Source organism: Stieleria bergensis (genome assembly GCA_007745635.1).
GTDB classification, from domain to species: Bacteria; Planctomycetota; Planctomycetia; order Pirellulales; family Pirellulaceae; genus Stieleria; species Stieleria bergensis.
Genome location: CP036272.1, coordinates 1166438 through 1183245 on the forward strand (window position 1 = coordinate 1166438; position 16808 = coordinate 1183245).

General features: G+C 56.1%; 13 protein-coding genes. 3 read left to right on the forward strand and 10 right to left on the reverse strand.

Features of this window, described 5'->3' with window-relative positions:
- Positions 1-128 precede the first annotated feature (128 nt).
- The 10 genes from SV7mr_RS03755 to SV7mr_RS03800 form a co-directional block, all read right to left on the reverse strand.
- Positions 129-2369 (reverse strand): polyribonucleotide nucleotidyltransferase, encoded by a 2241-nt coding sequence (locus SV7mr_RS03755; RefSeq protein ID WP_145269364.1) that lies wholly within the window; start codon positions 2367-2369, stop codon positions 129-131.
- Between the two features lie 685 nt (positions 2370-3054).
- The gene (rpsO, locus tag SV7mr_RS03760) at positions 3055-3324 is read right to left on the reverse strand and encodes a 30S ribosomal protein S15 (RefSeq protein WP_145269366.1); all 270 of its coding nucleotides are present in this window, start codon (positions 3322-3324) and stop codon (positions 3055-3057) included.
- A 258-nt stretch (positions 3325-3582) separates the two neighbouring features.
- A complete protein-coding gene (cysC, locus tag SV7mr_RS03765; protein ID WP_419188052.1) occupies positions 3583-4254 on the reverse strand; it encodes an adenylyl-sulfate kinase in 672 nt (223 codons plus the stop codon).
- Positions 4255-4311: 57 nt separating this feature from the next.
- The gene (locus SV7mr_RS03770) at positions 4312-5166 is read right to left on the reverse strand and encodes an ABC transporter permease (protein WP_419188053.1); all 855 of its coding nucleotides are present in this window, start codon (positions 5164-5166) and stop codon (positions 4312-4314) included.
- 3 nt (positions 5167-5169) lie between these two features.
- Positions 5170-6012: an ABC transporter permease gene (locus tag SV7mr_RS03775; RefSeq protein WP_145277993.1), complete on the reverse strand. Its 843-nt coding sequence runs from the start codon at positions 6010-6012 to the stop codon at positions 5170-5172.
- 150 nt (positions 6013-6162) lie between these two features.
- Positions 6163-7740, reverse strand: coding sequence for a sodium/glutamate symporter (locus tag SV7mr_RS03780; protein WP_145269368.1), 1578 nt, complete (start codon positions 7738-7740; stop codon positions 6163-6165).
- On the reverse strand, positions 7737-8807 hold the full coding sequence (locus SV7mr_RS03785; RefSeq protein ID WP_145269370.1) for a hypothetical protein: 1071 nt from the start codon (positions 8805-8807) through the stop codon (positions 7737-7739). The genes SV7mr_RS03780 and SV7mr_RS03785 overlap by 4 nt, the downstream gene beginning before the upstream one ends.
- Positions 8808-8912: 105 nt before the next feature.
- Positions 8913-9680 carry a hypothetical protein gene (locus SV7mr_RS03790; RefSeq protein WP_145269372.1) on the reverse strand — a complete coding sequence of 256 codons (768 nt, stop codon included), beginning with the start codon at positions 9678-9680 and terminating at the stop codon, positions 8913-8915.
- Positions 9681-9786: 106 nt separating this feature from the next.
- Complete coding sequence (locus SV7mr_RS03795) at positions 9787-11025, reverse strand: NAD(P)/FAD-dependent oxidoreductase (protein WP_145269374.1); 1239 nt, start codon at positions 11023-11025, stop codon at positions 9787-9789.
- A 51-nt stretch (positions 11026-11076) separates the two neighbouring features.
- A complete protein-coding gene (locus SV7mr_RS03800; protein ID WP_145269376.1) occupies positions 11077-11811 on the reverse strand; it encodes a TIGR04282 family arsenosugar biosynthesis glycosyltransferase in 735 nt (244 codons plus the stop codon).
- A gap of 673 nt (positions 11812-12484) precedes the next feature.
- Here SV7mr_RS03800 and SV7mr_RS03805 point away from each other — a divergent pair.
- The 3 genes from SV7mr_RS03805 (at position 12485) to SV7mr_RS03815 (ending at position 16657) form a co-directional block, all read left to right on the forward strand.
- Positions 12485-13996, forward strand: coding sequence for a serine/threonine protein kinase (locus SV7mr_RS03805; protein ID WP_145269378.1), 1512 nt, complete (start codon positions 12485-12487; stop codon positions 13994-13996).
- Between the two features lie 225 nt (positions 13997-14221).
- Complete coding sequence (locus SV7mr_RS03810) at positions 14222-15439, forward strand: lysophospholipid acyltransferase family protein (RefSeq protein ID WP_145269380.1); 1218 nt, start codon at positions 14222-14224, stop codon at positions 15437-15439.
- Between the two features lie 12 nt (positions 15440-15451).
- On the forward strand, positions 15452-16657 hold the full coding sequence (locus SV7mr_RS03815; RefSeq protein WP_145269382.1) for a hypothetical protein: 1206 nt from the start codon (positions 15452-15454) through the stop codon (positions 16655-16657).
- The last annotated feature ends 151 nt before the right edge of the window (positions 16658-16808 follow it).

Here is a 16808-nt window from a genome sequence, read left to right on the forward strand (position 1 = left end):
GCGAGTGTGGGCAAGCGCGCCCACGCCAGCGGCAAGCGTTGCCGCGAAGTGTCAGGTGAGAATGAAACAAGCCGCCATTGCTTGGGCAAAGGCGGCTTGTTGTTTTAGTTGTCGGTGTAGACAGGTGATCAGTCGCGGCGTCCGCCACGTCCGCCACGACGACGGCCACTGGCACCACGACGGCGTGGGCGATCATCGCCATTGTCGTCGCCACTGTCATCACCGCGATCGTCACCAGATTCGGCAACTGCTGCTGCGATTTCGTCTTCTTCACCAAGCTCTTCCAAGGCTTGGCGACGGCTTAGCTTGACGCGATCATGCTCATCGACATCGATGACCAAAACCTTCATTGGGTCGCCAACTCGAACCACTTTGTCGATGCTGCTGATGTAGCCGCTGCTCAATTCGCTGATGTGGCACAAGCCGTCACGGCCTGGCAGGATTTCAACGAAGGCACCAAAGTCCTTGATGCTGCTGACGATTCCGTCGTAGATCTTGCCGATCTGTACGGTCGCGGTGCAGGCTTCCACTTGCTTCATCGCTTCAGCAGCGGACTCTTTATCGCTACCAGCGACAAGCACGGTTCCTTCATCGTCGACTTCGATCACGCAGCCGGTTGATTCTTGGATACCGCGAATGTTCTTGCCACCAGGGCCGATCAAAGCACCGATCTTGTCCGGTGAGATCTTGGTTCGCAGCAAGCGAGGTGCTGTTGGTGCGGTTTCGCGACGAGGGCGTGCGATCGTCGTCAACATCTTACGCAGGATTTCGATTCGAGCACCGCGAGACTGCTTCAGGGTTGCGCTGATGATTTCATCGCTAATCCCGGTGACTTTCAGGTCAAGCTGGATGCCGGTGATCCCGTTTTGAGTTCCAGCGATTTTGAAGTCCATGTCGCCGAAGTGATCTTCTGAACCCAGGATGTCGGTCAGCAAGACGAAGTCATCTTCGCTGTTGCGAACCAAACCAACGCTGATGCCTGCAACGGGGTTGCTGATGGGAACACCCGAGGCCATCAAGCCCAAGGTGGCACCACAGACGCTGGCCATCGAGCTGCTGCCGTTTGACTCGGTGATGTCACTGATCACACGCACGGTGTAGGGGAAGTCTTCCGCAGCGGGCAGCACGGGGGCGACACTGCGTTCAGCCAAGCAGCCGTGGCCGATTTCACGACGACCAGGGCCGCGGATCGGGCGGCATTCGCCAACGCTGTAGGATGGGAAGTTGTAATCCAGCATGAACTTCTTGCTGAATTCTTGGTGCAGACCATCGACTCGTTGCTCATCGCGAGCGGTTCCCAGAGTCACGGTGACCAGAGCCTGAGTTTCACCACGTTGGAAGACGGCTGAGCCGTGAACGCGTGGCAGAACGTCGGTTTCGCATTGGATAGGACGGAGGCTGGTGTTGTCGCGGCCATCAGGACGCGTGCCAGCGACGATCAAGTCGCGAGCCAATTTGCCTTCGAGATCATGCCAAACGGTGCGGAAGCGTTTGGGGCAAACGGCGCCTTCTGCGTCGGGGTCAGGGATGATTTCGCCCTTCGCACGTTCTTCGACAGCGCTAACCGCTGCGGCGCGATCTTGCTTGCCGGTGGTTTGCATGGCCGACTTGAGTTCGTCGTAATAAGCATCGCTAAGGCGATCCAGCAGTCCGTCGTCTTCGGGAGCGACGAACTCGTCCTTGGTTGGATTGACTTTTTGGTACAGCTCTTCTTGCAACTCAATCACTTCACGGATCACACCGTGAGCGAAGCGAATCGCTTCAAGCATTTGATCTTCGGGCATTTCATTGGCGAAGCCTTCGATCATGGCAACTTGATCGCGCGATCCGCTGACGATCATGTCCAGTTCGCTTTCGTCCAGATCCGAGTTGGTTGGGAAGGCGATCAATTCACCATCAACTTTACCAACACGAACCGAAGCCACTGGGCCCAGGAAGGGCAGGGAAGAGATGTGCAGAGCCGCTCCGGCACCGTTCATCGCCAACACGTCGCCGTCGTTCTCTTGATCGCTGGCAACCACCGATGCTTGAACTTGGACTTCGTTCATGAACCCGTTGGGCCACAAGGGGCGGATCGGGCGGTCCATCAATCGCGAGCTGAGGATTTCTTTCGTCGATGGGCGGCCTTCACGTTTCAGGAAGCCACCGGGGAACTTACCGGCCGCTGCGAATCGCTCGCGATAATCGCAGGTCAGGGGAAAGAAATCGATGCCAGGACGTGGCTTGCTGCTTGCCGTAGCAACCAATACAACGGTTTCACCATACTGAACCAACACGGCACCGGCGGCTTGTTTGGCCAACTGACCGGTTTCAAACGACAGCACCTGACGGCCGATTTTCTTTTCTACTCGAATTTTATTTACAGTCACTTTTTCTACCTTCCTACAAACTACAAATGATTTAGCTAATTGCTTTTCTAACTACAGACATGGACTGAAGGACGCTGGCGGAAACCAATTTTCTTGTGTGTTGGGTTTCCAGTGGCAAGCGTCGATCGTTTTCAGTCACTGCAATGACAAATGATATGCTCAGCCGAGCTGGCTGCTAGAACACGACACTGTGCTCAAAATCATAGCGGTCACCGATTGCGTTGCGATCTCAGGGTCACGCTTGCAACCATCGTTTTTCGATCTTTCCAAGCTGCCGAGACTGGTGATTCAACACGTTGTTTGGCCACTTGATGGAACAAGTGAAGCCGAAATGAGTTGACCATCATCAGGTCAACCGAACGTGAGGCAAATGGATGCTAGCAAAAGAGACTAGATCCAACCGGTCCGTGGTCTGGGAAATTCGAAGCCGAATCAACGGCGGATCCTGCGGCTGAATGGTTTGCTAGCCAAACAGATCGCTAGCGGATTTTCAACCACCAAGAACCGTTACCGCCAAGCGTCGTTGGGGCGCGGTTAAGTGGTGATTGGTTCAAGGCCGTGGAGACGTGCGCCAAAGAGAAACGCGAGGTGAATCCTCGCGTTGGCTTCGATGTAGGCAATGACAGTGGGTCGCCTTGGGCGACGTTGCTCAAAGCCTTGTCACGCCAATGCGGCCGCTGGAGGGCTATTTACGGATGCCCAATTTGCCGATGATGTCCAGATAACGCTGTGGCGCTTCGCCACGGACGTAATCCAGTAAACGACGGCGGCGACTGACCAAACCCAGCAGGCCACGACGAGTCGCATAGTCCTTATTGTGAGTTCGCATGTGCTCAGTCAAACCGTTGATTCGCTCGGTCAGGATCGCGATTTGAACTTCTGGAGACCCCGAATCGCCTTCTTTGGCGCCGTGCTCTTTGATGACCTCAGCTTTGCGTTGCTTCGAAATCGTCATGTGATAAATTTTGTTCGTACAGTTTCTGATTCGTTTTGAAAATCCAAGCCCACAGTTTAACGCTCCGCCAGCAGCACGCAACGGCAAATTAATACATTCATTGCGGCCGATTTTGGCGGGTCTCCGCGTCTGACGGAGCTTGTTTGGCGAAGCCACGCCGACTGAGTTTAAGCAATCCGCAAAGTCGTCCCAGTCCTTAGGCGGGGGGGATTGTCTCGCTTTGCGGTGGGTGGCGTCAGGCTCCATTTTTGCCGGGCGTCACGCTTGCAGGTAGGCCAGCACTTGCTGGGCCATCTGGTCGGCGCTCAGGCCGCTGCCGCCGTCGAGCCGAATTTCGGGGCTCTCCGGTGGTTCGTAGGGGGCGCTGATGCCGGTGAAATGTGCGATCTCTCCGGCGCGAGCCTTTTTGTATAGCCCCTTGGGATCCCGAGATTCACAGATTTCCAGCGGGGTGTCGACAAAGACTTCGATGAAGTCACGCGGCTTTCCAGCGGCCGTCACCACCTGGCGGGCTCGGTCGCGGTCTTCCCGGTACGGGCTGACGAAGGCGGTCAAGGTGATCAAGCCGGCAGTCGCCATCAGCGCCGCCACGCTGCCGACTCGGCGGATGTTTTCCTGGCGATCGATTTCGCCAAAGCCCAGCCCAAAGCGATCGGCAAAGGCTTGGCCATGCTGTGGGGCCAAGACGGGGGCCGGGGCGCACAAGCCATGCCGCACGTTGTCCCCATCCAGCAGCACCGAGGCCCGCCCCTGACTGTGCAGCATGGCGTCCAGTGCATTGGCGATCGTGCTTTTGCCACAGCCGCTAAGTCCCGTGAACCAGATCACGCAGCCCTGTTGGCCGAGCAGTTCTTCGCGCTGTTGCCTCGTGATGCTCTGTTCGTGCCAGACGATGTCTTTGGAAATGTCGTTCGCTTGGGAATCAGCCACGGTGGTGTTTGCCGGAGAAGGTTGAAGAACAGAAGGGTTTAGGAGCTGGCGGAGTTTTTAGGAGCTGGCGCTGCGATAGCTTTTCAAACTGGTGCGAAACAGCCAGCGGCTCACCAGCAGGCTAAGCACGGTGACCAGTGCCGTCCAGAGCGCGATCCCCCATTCCCAGTCTGCTCGGGGTGACAGGGGCATGGCCAAGATTCTGGCCGGAACATTGACCACAACCAAGATGGGGATCACAAACGTGAACACACTGTAGAGCGGTTTGCCCCAGCCGCGATCGTAAATTTCCATCGGATAGCGGCTAAAGTTGGTGATGTAAAACCAGAAGTTATAAAGCGACTGGTTGCGGCCCAACCACACACTGGTCGCACTCAGGGTGATCATTAGGCTGTACATGATCAGCACGCCACAGATCACAAACACCCCATACAGAATCAGCGCCAGCGGCGAGGGCACCATCGGTTGCACGGGATCGTTCGCCAGGCGATGCAGTGCGACCGCAGCGATGGCCAGGCCAACCAAGAAGTTGGTCAGTTGGCTCCAATCGATTTTGCGAAAGGAAATCAAGAATTGAGTGTCAATCGGCTTGAGCAACGCAAAGTCCAGCCCGCCCGTTCGGATCAGTTCACTGAACTCTTGCGCATTGGGCATAAAGAATGCCTGGATGATCGAATTGATGAACCAAGTGGTGGCGATGAACAGGAAGAACCGATTTTCGTCCCAGCCCGTGCCTTCGCCAATCGAGGGGGTGTGCTGGAAGATGATCAGGTAAAAGCCCACATTCATCGCCGTCCAGCCCAAGCTGCTGACCGCTTGCAGGATGAAGTTCATGCGGAATGTCATGTCACGCACCAAGCTGTTGCGTGCAAAGGTCAACCAGACCCGCCAGTATCGAGAGAACTCTGTCACGGTTTAGCCTCCGAATCCACTGTAGCGTTTGATGCCTCGTGTGTACGCGAAGCGGCACAAAACGATGAAGAAGGCCAGCCATGCGGCCTCGATGCACAGCTCAAACGCCAGTTCGTCCTCGGGAATCTTGCCCAGGAAGATGGCGGCTGGGAAATACGCCAGGTACTTGAAGGGCAAGAAATTGACCACCTCTAAAACGCCCTCCGGCAGCATGGTCAGCGGAAACATGTGTCCGGAGAGGAAGAAACTAAAAAGCATCATGACGAACAGCAGCGAGGTGACTTCCAGGAACCAAAAGCCAATCATCCCGATCGCGGCTTCCAAAAAGAAACCGATCAAAAAGCCCATGACCAGCGAACTGCAAAATCCAAGTAGCACCGGGATGCTGGGCCAGCCGTCAATGAAGTAGTCGCGGGCCAAATAAAACACCAAGGCAAACGGTGCCACAGCAATCACGTAATAGGCCAGTTTGTGCGCCACCCGAGTGAGCAGCAAAAAGGCAATGAAGTCGACCGGTTGAATCAAATAGCGTTTGATCTCGCCATCGCGAATCTGCTGAGCAATTCCAGAAGCCAATCCCGGCATGCTGGAAAAGGCTCGTGCGACCATCGCCAACAAGTAATAGGCCACCATGTCGGCAAAGCGAAAGCCGCCAATCTGACTCTGTGAACTGCCCTCTGCTTGGCCGATCGCATCAAACACGGCGTACCACAGAAAAATCTGGGTGATGATCGGCAGGAAACGCATCAGCGTTCCCAGGGCAAAGTCTCCGCGATAGACCAATCGCTCACCCAACGACGTCTTGAGAATCATCACCCAGACCGAGATCCGGTTGGAAAACCGCATCGGTGGCAAAGGTGGGTAGGTCCGGTCGGATAGCGTTGCAGACAAATTAGCCTCACTCAATCGCGTTGTTCATCACTCGACGACCGCAAGATAGCCACATCCACGGGACTTGCAACGTCAACCGCGACTCGACGGAGGTAGATCGACGGATCAGGAACCGTTCGGCTGTTGCCGTTTGTTCGCACGGATCCCGATCAGGATCAAAACCGTGATCACTCCCGCCAGAACAAGGGCCGTCAAGGCCAGTGGGAATGACTCCAGAAACAATAGCGGCAAGGCAAACGTCAGAATCCCACCGCCAATGAACGGAGCCGAAATCGGAGCGGCAAGCGCGTATTCACCCGCAGCCGAAGTGCGCAGATCCGGATCCACCACCCGCAGCAAGACCAATCCAGTCGCGGTCGTTCCCGTTGACATGCCATAGTTGATCAAACCCAACTGGAACCAATGCGATTTCGGCAGAATCCAGCGTGAGAGCACCAGCAGGCAGAAGCAACACCAAACGCTGCCACACAAAAACAGCACCAACAGCGGACCGACCCAGGCAACCACTGCACTGAGTTTCAAAGATGCGATCGCGGCGACCACCAAAACCTCCATCGCGGCACTTCCAATGTGATTGATGGAAACGGGATCAATGCGATGTTCCCAACCCATTCCGCGAAACAGTTTCCGCAGACAGAACCCACCAAGCATCGCATAAATGAACAAGGGAAAGTCCAGCACGTTGGCGATCTTTAAACGTTTGCTCAGTTCGCTCTTGTCTGGCTTGGCAGCAACAGCGTTGTCCCCAGTCGATTCGGCATCCGTGGATTCAATGGCTGCCCCGTCGTCGAGTGAGCTTTCAATCGGTGTGATGGTTTTCCCGTTGGCGGTGGTTTCCGTCTGGGCGGTGGTCGCGCGTGCTTGGTCAATGCGGGTCGCGGCGGTTTGCACACCCAGTTGCATCAGGGCGCCCAGACCCACTGCCAGCGCGATCCAAACCAGTTGCAACAACATGGGGTCAATGGTGTCACTGGCCCAGACGGCGAACCCTGTTGACTTGGGTTTGGCGGCTTGCTTTTCGTTTGACGTTGAGTCGCCCGATGATTCATGAGCGCCATCATTGCCCGGTGCCCAGCCCAGACGCACGCCAATGTTAATGAAGACAATCCCGCTGATGATGCCGTAGACCAAGCCGAGGGTGGCCATCAGCAGTCCCAGGTCTTTCCCGATCGGAAAGTTGATGATGCTGTTGTTGAACACTTCGCCCATCGCACTGGCGGTGGCATGTCCACCGGCAAAGCCCGTTTCAATCAGCATTCCAAATGAATTGGGGACATCGACCCAGGGTTTAATCAGCAACCAGGTGGCAAGTGCACCGACGGCGGTTTGGCCAAGGACAATGATCCACGCCATCAGGCCTTGGCGGGCAACGTTGCTGGCTTTGATTTCCTCCCGGTCGCCCGATCCGGAGTCCGGTGGCTGCAACATCATGGCAGCAAACACGATGGCAATCAGTTCCCCAGGCCAAGTTGCCAGCGTTTCGATGGCTTGCTCGGCCCACTGCGATAAGCCGGGGTGCGCTGTGCTGCCCCAGTCACTCGAAAGTGGCGCCAAAATTCCCAGGCCAATGAATCCCGCGATGACTGACGCTGGGATGTACAGCACGCGAAACAGCGGTAACCACTGGCGCATTAGAACGCCAAGCAAAAGTAAGGCCGCCGCAAAGGCGAGGGTCAGGCTCATCGAATTGCCATTTCAAGCGAACTGCTGATTGATTGTTGGTGCGGCACTGAGCCATGATCACGTTGGCCAACGATTTGCGGGCGTCCCATGCAGCGATTGACAACCTGCTGAATTTTTACCGGGTCGGTGATTTCCGTCAGCGTGACAGGGTCGCCATTGGCACGCTGGCCAACGACCACAATGCGATCGGCCATTTGGATAAAGCTCACTCGCATGCCTTGGTCGATGACTGTACTGCCTAAATGCTGGACGAGGTCAGTCGGTAACCGTCCCGGAACCACTCCCTTGGAGCCTAGTTTACGGTAGCAGTAAATCAAACCAATAAAGACCGACAGGACGATCAGTAACGCACTGCCAGTGCGAACCATGGGGCCGGCGGCGAAGTCGCCTTCCAGTAAACCGTCAACAAAACTGGTGTTGGTTTGCTCCGCCTGGTCGCTTGGCATCAAGTCCGGAAACCCATCGGTTGCCGATGCCTGGCCACGGTTCGCTTGGCCACGGTTCGCTTGAGTCTCTGCCAACTCAGCGGTCGCTTTGGAGGATGTCTCTCTTGCGGTGGACTGTTTCAACGCCGCCTCTTCCAGTGACGCTCCGTCAAGCCTTGCGGCACTCGCTGGTGGCTGCGAAAGGGAAGCGAAATGATGGGGCGACGGTTGTCGGTCACCAACCACGGGATAAACGGCGGTGCTGGCTAAAGCTGGCGCCGTGCTGGCCAAGCGTGTTGCAGAGGCTTGGCTGTTGGAAGCCTGACTGCGGGGCGCCTGACTGCGGGGCGCCTGACTGCGGGGCGCCTGGCTGCGGGGCACTTGGCTGCGAGGTGCCGTGTACACACTCATTGGCTGGCTGCTCACCGGCTGGCTGCTCACCGACTGGCTGCCGGGATAGTTGTACTGGCTGCTTCTGGGCACCGACTGAGCATCGGCTCGGTTGATCACGCCGTCTAACATGCAGGCGGTCATCAAGACGGTCAATGCGGTTGCCAGTTGCCAGTTCAACGCCTGCTTGTAGCCTCGATCGATTCGACGCGTGCGGCTTTGCCAAGGTTTGAACAAGCAGGAATTGACCATGGGAGCACACAGGTTGGGCGAAATAGGGGAGCTGGAAGAGGCCCGATCAGCGGGACTCCGGGGTTTCCTACTGCTAATTCGCGTATTCTGCGGCAAAAATCAAGGTCACTCCGGGCCACGTACCGGTTTATAGAGGTCTAAATCCTCTCGGCCAGCCAGTTGAGCGTAGATTTTGACGATCTGTTTCAAGCCAGACAGATAGTCGGCATCGGTTTGGTCGCTGCACGGACAAGTGACTTGGAACAGGTATTCGGCGGGCAAATCAAAATGCACCGCGATCCCGGTCGGATGGGACTCGGTTGCGGTCCAGTGCTGCGTTCCCGTGGCGACGATCACCGCTTCAACGACTTCAGTGCTTTCATCGCCAAAGCTCAATTGAAAGTCCGGTGGGACGGCTTGTTCAGTGTCCGAGTCCGCAGCATCGGCTTCGCTGTCCGCTGGCTGCTGGGCTTGGTCATCTTCATCTTCATCGTCTGGTTCGGCAAAGCGAAGATCAGTGACTGGTTTGCCTGTCTGCACCCGGCCACGCAGCAGGTCCGATGCTGCGAGTGGTTCCCACACTCGTGTGATCCAGTGATCAATGGTGGTGGGTAATTCGCTCGGTGCCTCGCTGCTACCTTGTGCTTCAAGCGCGCGAAGTGCAAGCGGAGACATGCAGTGGCTTGGCATCTGCGGCAACTGCTCGTCGCGTTCGGATTGCAGAGAGGCAGCAATCTGCTCAGCGGCTTCATAGAGCGCGATGTTGTAACCCAAGAAGCGTCCATACAGCGCCGCTTCAATCCCCATCGGGCCGGCTCCGATCACAGCGATCGATCCAGGCGGGTCAAGTGTCATGTCGGTGGGGACGTGGTTTGCCAGGGAGTCCTGTGTCATTTAGCTGTGTCTTGATCTTGCCACTGCGAACATTTCGCATCAAGAAAGGCGGACAACCCTGGTGATTGGAGAGGTGAATGGTGTGCAGTCCCCGCTTCGTTTCGCGTTAATTGAACGGCGTGGCACGGGCGCGGGCGGGATCACGGTATTGTTGCTTGCCGACAGAAAACGGTTCAAGGTCTACTGCGGGAACTTTGCCCTCGATCAAGTCGACCAAGCAGGTTGCTGTCGCAGGGGCAAGGTGAACGCCACTACGAAAATGCCCTGCCGCGACGAACACCGCATCGTGATCGGGCAGTTTGCCAATCATCGGAAAGCCGTCAAAGGTCATCGGCCGCAAACCCGACCATGCCATCAGTTCTTCGGCCTCTTTGAGCGCCGGGCAAAGATCGGTTGCAAAGCGGCGCAGTGAATCCAGTTCGCGAGGTGTCGTGCCGTGTTGGAAACCAACCTCTTCTTCCATCGATCCAACCAGCACTTTGCCGTCGCGACGGGGAACCAAATAGCGATGCCCAATGTTGATCACACTTTGCAGGCCACGCTGGGGCATCTGGTATAGCAAGATCTGACCACGGATCGGAATCAGACTGCGCTGCAGTTGCAATCGCTGATCGATTTGGCCAGTCAACGCGCCCGCGCAAACGATCAGCTTGTCCGCCTCCATCTGACCGGTTGAGTGGTCGGCTGAAGAATGTCTGTACCGCAGGCGAATCTCATGCAGGTTGATCTCGTCGATCTGGCAGTGGTCGATCACGGTCACGCCGAGCTGTTGACAAGCAGCCAGCAAGGCACGCAACAGACGCGGCGTGCGAATGGCATATTCATCCGGTACCCACCACGCCCGGCGATGCGGCGGTTTTTGGCTCGCGCCTCCAGAGACTCGCTGGCACCAAGCTTGCAAGGCCGGTTCCGATTGCTGCAAGTCTTGCAGCTCGCGTTGCTGACATTCAATGCCTAGTTCATCCCAGTAAGCCACCATGCCAGCCATCGCTGCGGTTTCACCCACACTCTCTGATAAGTACCAACCGCCGCAGCGTTCCAGTTGACAGTCGATACGCGTGCGCTGTGCAAGTTCTCTCGCCAGGGCAGGGTACAGCTGGTGACTTAGCCCACGCAGTCGATCCAGCGGATCTGTGCTGCCGGTTAGATTGGCGGGCGGCAGGATGCCCGATGCGGCCCAGGAGCTGGCGGAGCGATATCCAGAGACCTGTTCGTCCGTGGAAGTTTGCAGCGCATCGCGTTCCAGCAGCGTGACGCGATGGCCGCGCTTGGAAAGCTCGTAAGCCGTGGTCAAGCCAATCGCGCCGGCTCCGATCACAACGATGTCTGACTGGGTCTGGCTCATGTTGCGGGCAAAGGTTAACTGTTTTTCAAAAGGGGGACGGAGCTTGGTTGCTTAGCTGAGAATCGCTTCCATTTCAGCCAGCAGTCGAGTGTTGGGATGGTTGAGATCCAGTGGGGCAACGTGCCGTTTCAGTTGAATGATCAGCGCATTGAGTTCATCGATGGTGTCAACGTCCTGCTTGATCGGCAATGTGGCCACGCTTAGGCCTGCGTGTTCCGCGTTTCGGCAGGTGTCTTGATACACCGTTTCAGTGCTCCACGTGATCGACTGAGTCAGTTGTTCAATCCGTGAGCTGTTTGTGCCGCTGATGCCGATCAAATAGTAGCCGCCATCCTGAGCCGGTCCCAGCACGACATCCTGTTGATCAAGGGCTCTTAAAGCCTGATCGATCAGGGTGACATCGATCAAGGGGCAATCGGCACCAATCAGAACTCGGTGGCCCTTGGTCGCAGTCGACTTGAACCAGCGATTGATCCGGTCGCCCAGGTCGCCGTCACCTTGGCTGGCAACGATCCAGTCCGCGGGCAGCTCGCGTTGAAAGCGTTCGCAGTCAGCATCAGGCGCGACCACAAATTGTCTCTGCCAATCGGCCGAGACCAGGTTCACCGCGTCAGCCCATGCTGTGGTCCCCAGAGTCTGGGCCAAGTGCAGGCAAAACAGCCGATGCATTTGAGCGCTCTTTTCGATGCCAATGGTTTGCCCGAGCCGAGTTTTGACCCGACCGGGTGTCCAGTACTTGGCCATGACACCTAGCAGGGGTGCGGCGGAGTGGTGCTGAGTGAGCATTTTGTTTCCAGCGAATCAGCTGCAGATCGAAGGCCCGAACTGGCAGCTGGGCGACAGTGGTGCACGCGTTTTGGGGGCTTCGAGTTGCGACGGCGAGGGTTGTGAAGGCTGTATCGATTGTGGTTCTTGCAGAATGTGGTGGCTTGAGACTGTGGTGCATCAGAGCAAACAACGCTTGCCGTTGGTAGAGAGTACGGCCGGTTTGTTTGCGGTGAAAAAGCTGAAATTCTTGCCGCCGGCTGCATTTCCTGCACTACACCGTGTGGTAATTGTCTACGATAGCTGCTTGCCAGACTGGGCCATTGGCAACTCGATTGGGTTGTCAATCCACACACTTGCTCTCTTCTAAGGGGGTTTGGTACGCCTTGCCGAGTGATTGTGGATAGGTGTACACTCTTGTGGCTGGGGATGGCAGAGGGTGATGGGCTGGGCGAACGGAGACGCGCGGCAAAGGTTCAGTGATCAGCCCTCTTGCTCAAGTGTCCAATCCAGTCTCCTGCTTTGAAATTTCAGCTTAGGTTGGAATTTCAGCTTAGGTTTGTTCGCTTAGATCTGTTCCCTGCGTTCCCGATTCGATCCGCTCCTCTGATCCCTTATCACCGGTGTCCTGACGTCCCACCGCTGCCATGAATTGTTCTGGCATGGTTGATGCATCGTGTGTGGCCATGAAAGCATGCAAAAGCTGACCGCCGAAATGTTGATTCGCCTGGTTGAGAAAAGCCAGCTCGTCGATCCGCAGAAGTTAAAGCGGTTTGAGAAGAAATTGCGCAATCATCATGATGGAAAGCTTCCCAGTGACGTCAAACTGGTCGGTCGTCTGTTGGTCAAAAACAACATGGTGACGGCCTGGCACTTGGAGAAATTGTATCTAGGCAAGTACAAGGGATTCTTCTTAGGGAAGTACAAGTTGCTCGGGCACATTGGCACCGGCGGCATGAGCAGTGTTTACTTGGCCGAACACACCAAGTTGAATCACAAACGGGCGATCAAGGTGTTGCCCAAGAAACGTGTGTCGGACTCGTCGTATCTGGCTCGTTTTGAATTAGAAGCCAAGGCGATTGCCTCGCTGAACCATCCTAACATTGTGACGGCCTACGACATTGATAACATTGACGATGTTCATTACATGGTCATGGAGTACGTCGACGGTTTAGATTTGCAAGCGTTGGTCAAACGTGATGGAGCCTTGGATCCGTCCTTGGCAGCAGATCTGGTCGCACAGGCTGCTCGTGGGTTGCAGCATGCCCATGACAACGGAGTGGTTCACCGAGACGTCAAACCAGCGAACTTGTTGCTGGATGAAAAGGACCGCGTGCGTCTGTTGGACATGGGTTTGGCGTTGATGGACGAAGAGGAAGAAGCTTCGCTGACGATGGCCAACAACGAGAACGTACTCGGGACGGCCGATTATCTGGCTCCGGAACAAGCGATTGACAGCCACTCGGTGGATCATCGCGCTGACATCTATGCTTTGGGCTGCGCCATGTACTACTTGTTGACCGGGCAACCGCCGTTCAACAAAGGCACGCTGGCCCAGCGGATCGCGATGCACCAAACCGAGATGCCACAGCCCATCCGGTCGCTCCGTCCTTCGGTGCCTGGAGAGTTGGAAGGCATTTGCGTCAAGATGATTCAGAAGCAGCCCGAGTATCGATACCAAAGGGTTGCCGACGTCGCCGAAGCTCTGGAGAAGTTTGTTGCCAAGGTCCCCAAGGGACAAAAGGTCGTCATTGGTTTGGGAGATGATCCTGGACTGCCGGTCAGTAGCAGCTCTTCGTCCATCTCATTGGATGATCCCTTCACTGCGGGAACGGGAACCGGTGATACGTTGTCCAACAAGAACGACGACACGATGACCAGTAGCCGCAAACGTTTGGTTGAGGAAGGCCTTAGCCCCAGCGACAGCGGAAAACTGGTCAGCGTCAAACGTCCTGAAGTCGATTTTGATGAGGCCAGTTATCTCAATTTGCAAGCCGAATCGGGCTATCAGCAGCCTGCATCAAGTCGTCCCGCCTCGGCGTTAGACAGTAGCTCCAGTGTCGGTATCGGCAGTGAAAGCAGAAAGGGCGGCAGTGGTTCCGGATCGGGGAAACGACCGGACATCTCGCTAATCATTGCCTTGATGGTCGCGTTCTTCATGGTGGCGATCACCATCGGGTTTATCTTGGCCAGAGCCGTCGGCTGATCAGGTGGCGCCCCAGACGGTGTCTGCCCACACCGGACGAGCGACACTGGCGCCGATGTGTTGCAGCGTGTTTCATTGCCGAGGCAGGGTTTCATTGCCGAGGCAGGGTTTCATTGCCGAGGCAGGGCATCTTTGAATGGCGTTGAATCAGCGCCCAGGAACGTCGCAGAAAAGGTATGATTGGATGATTGCCAAATCGGAGTCTTTTTCCTGACGCAGTTGCCCATGACCGTCGTTTTTGATCGTCCCTATCAGTTTGTGCCTCCCATGCGTTCGTCGTGGTGGCCAACCGTGATTCAAACGTTGCGGCTTTATGATTTGTACCTGAGGTACAGCGAAGGTGTCGTGGACTATGAGCTGCGTGGTCTCGAGCATGTCCAGGCCAGCAAGGATTCTGGCCGATCCATGTTGTGGGCGCCCAATCATTGCCGCTATGCCGATCCGTTAGCGCTTGGGTGGCCGGCCAGGCAGTTAGGCGTCAACGTTCACGCGATGGCATCTTGGCACTTGTTCAATGTGTCGAGCTTTGACTCTTTTGCGCTGCGCCGCATGGGCGCATTCAGCATCTTTCGTGAAGGCAACGACCGCCAATCCATCGAAGCGGCGGTGCAGGTTTTGGTGGAGGGCAAACGGCCGTTGATCGTTTTTCCCGAAGGGGCAATGAATCGCACCAACGATCTGGTCAAGCCATTGCTTGATGGCGTTGGGCTGATTGCGCGGACGGCCGCTCGTCGGCGAGTCAAGCAACTTGACGATGGCCAGGATCCCACGGTTGTGGTGCATCCTGTTGGCATCAAGTATTTGTGCATCGAGGATCCACAGCCTTGGGCTGAACTGCAACTCGATCAATTTGAACAACGGTTTGCCTGGCAATTCATGCCAGATCGAGACATTCGAACGCGAACAGTGGATGTGGCGGCCACGTTCTTGGCGATCAAGGAGATGCAGTATCTGGGACAGGTCCAGCAGGGTTCGCTTTCACAGCGACGGGACGCTCTGATCGAACATCTGTTGCGTTTCGGCGAGCAGTCGTTGGGCTTGCCGATGACGATTGCAGACGCGCGTGATCGAGGGCGAGCGATACGAGCCAAAGCCTCTGAGCAGCATTTTTCACCGCATCAGGACACTTCCGAGGCAGAGTTGCGACGGGTTGCCACAGCGGCGGATTTAGCCCAAGAACTCCTGTCCTATCAAGAGAGTTATTTGTTGCCAGGTAAGGCGACCGACACGCGGATCGTCGAAACCATTCAGCGGATGCAGGAGCTGATGGACGGTCGTTCGAATAATCGTGTTCCCTTGAAGGCTGTCATTGAATTCGCTCCGGCAATCGAGGTCAGCACGTCGCGGCCGCCCAAAGGACAGCGTGACCCGGTCATGCAAGAACTGGACGAACAGCTAAACGATTTGGTCGCCAATTTGTCAAAAGAAGCTCGCGCACTGTAGCGTTTGAATCGGATGCACCAGAACCCTTATCAACCACCCGCCGATCTTTCTATCACGGAGGCTGGTCAAACAGAGCTGTTGCCGGAGGGGCGGCCGATCTATTCCGGACCCACGGTAACGATCGAAGGAAGGGTTGATTCGGAACAGGCACTTGCGCTCGCTCGTCAGTGTCAGGTGGTGCCATTTGTTAAACCGCAAGCAGTCTTCCATCGGCTGTTTTCTGTCTTGGTCATTATGGGGACGCTGTTTTTTATCGGTGTGGTCCTGGCGGCTGATTTCAGTTTCTTTGCGCTCGGTTGTGTGTTTGTCTTCGGACTGGTGCTGTGGTTTTTGGGTGCCCGGTTGCGAAAAGAGCCCATGCTGTATGACGATGCTGATCCGCCGCTGGGAGGTTCGGTGCGGTTGCATTTGCACCGCGAGGGATTCTCGATCGAGAAACAGACGCGAGATTCGCGACCGATCGAAGTCTACAGCGGTTGGCAGCAAGTGCAGATCAGCTTGAGTGATCAGGCTTGGCTGTGGAATATCGGCACGATCAATCCCTTTCTGATCGTCAAGGATTGGGTGACCGATCCTGACGTGTTGGCTGCCATCGATCAGCTTTGTATGGATATCAGTTTTTGGAATCATCGCACACGCAGCCAAGGCATTCGCCAAACGTACAGTGTCCCCGAACCGGTGCGTCCCGATTTGAAACGATTCGCGGAATCGTTTCGGGTTTCATCGCTGACTGAACCGGCCAGTCGGCGACGAGCAAAGCAGCGTGTGGGCCAGCGTTTGCCAAAGTTCCAGTGTTCGGCCAACGTCTCCGGTCAGATCTGGCGTTGGGGTTGGTTGTTCGGGTTTCTGATCTGTTTGTTCGGTGGTCTCGCCGTGGCGATCAATTGGGGCCAGGCCGGTGGCGGTCCAAGGTGGTCCATCTCTGTGATCATCATTGCGATCGGGCTGACGGTGACGACGCTGGTTCCCAAGTTGTGGGCGCGGCATGAATACCATGTCGAGGCAGGTTTGTCCGAAACAGATCTGTGGTACGACTACCATGTGATTGTGTTGCGGATTTCGCTTGTCGGCTTGCCCTTTCGCCAGCGAGATGATGATCAATTGATTTTGGCAACCGACGATGGCAGCACGACCATTGTGATCGATCGCAACCAGTTTGCCGACGCGACTGCCTTTGATCGTCTCAGTCAATCCATGGTGGCTCAGTCGACCGGTTAGGGTGAGTTGCCCTCCATTGGGTCGCGGAAACTCCCTTGCGATTGGCACTCTGGCTCCCTGCTGAGGTGAGGGATTTCCTGGGCGTTCGGTCATTCTCTGTGGCTTGAGGTCGCTGGTACTTGCCAATCGGTGTTTGTGGCGCTACCAATAC

Bases quoted from the DNA above. Each gene is read 5' to 3' on its own strand.
- rpsO (WP_145269366.1), bottom strand. From the start codon at position 3,324: ATGACGATTTCGAAGCAACGCAAAGCTGAGGTCATCAAAGAGCACGGC.
- SV7mr_RS03775 (WP_145277993.1), bottom strand. From the start codon at position 6,012: ATGCGGTTTTCCAACCGGATCTCGGTCTGGGTGATGATTCTCAAGACG.
- SV7mr_RS03780 (WP_145269368.1), bottom strand. From the start codon at position 7,740: ATGAGCCTGACCCTCGCCTTTGCGGCGGCCTTACTTTTGCTTGGCGTT.
- SV7mr_RS03785 (WP_145269370.1), bottom strand. From the start codon at position 8,807: ATGGTCAATTCCTGCTTGTTCAAACCTTGGCAAAGCCGCACGCGTCGA.
- SV7mr_RS03790 (WP_145269372.1), bottom strand. From the start codon at position 9,680: ATGACACAGGACTCCCTGGCAAACCACGTCCCCACCGACATGACACTT.
- SV7mr_RS03795 (WP_145269374.1), bottom strand. From the start codon at position 11,025: ATGAGCCAGACCCAGTCAGACATCGTTGTGATCGGAGCCGGCGCGATT.
- SV7mr_RS03800 (WP_145269376.1), bottom strand. From the start codon at position 11,811: ATGCTCACTCAGCACCACTCCGCCGCACCCCTGCTAGGTGTCATGGCC.
- SV7mr_RS03805 (WP_145269378.1), top strand. From the start codon at position 12,485: ATGCAAAAGCTGACCGCCGAAATGTTGATTCGCCTGGTTGAGAAAAGC.
- SV7mr_RS03810 (WP_145269380.1), top strand. From the start codon at position 14,222: ATGACCGTCGTTTTTGATCGTCCCTATCAGTTTGTGCCTCCCATGCGT.
- SV7mr_RS03815 (WP_145269382.1), top strand. From the start codon at position 15,452: ATGCACCAGAACCCTTATCAACCACCCGCCGATCTTTCTATCACGGAG.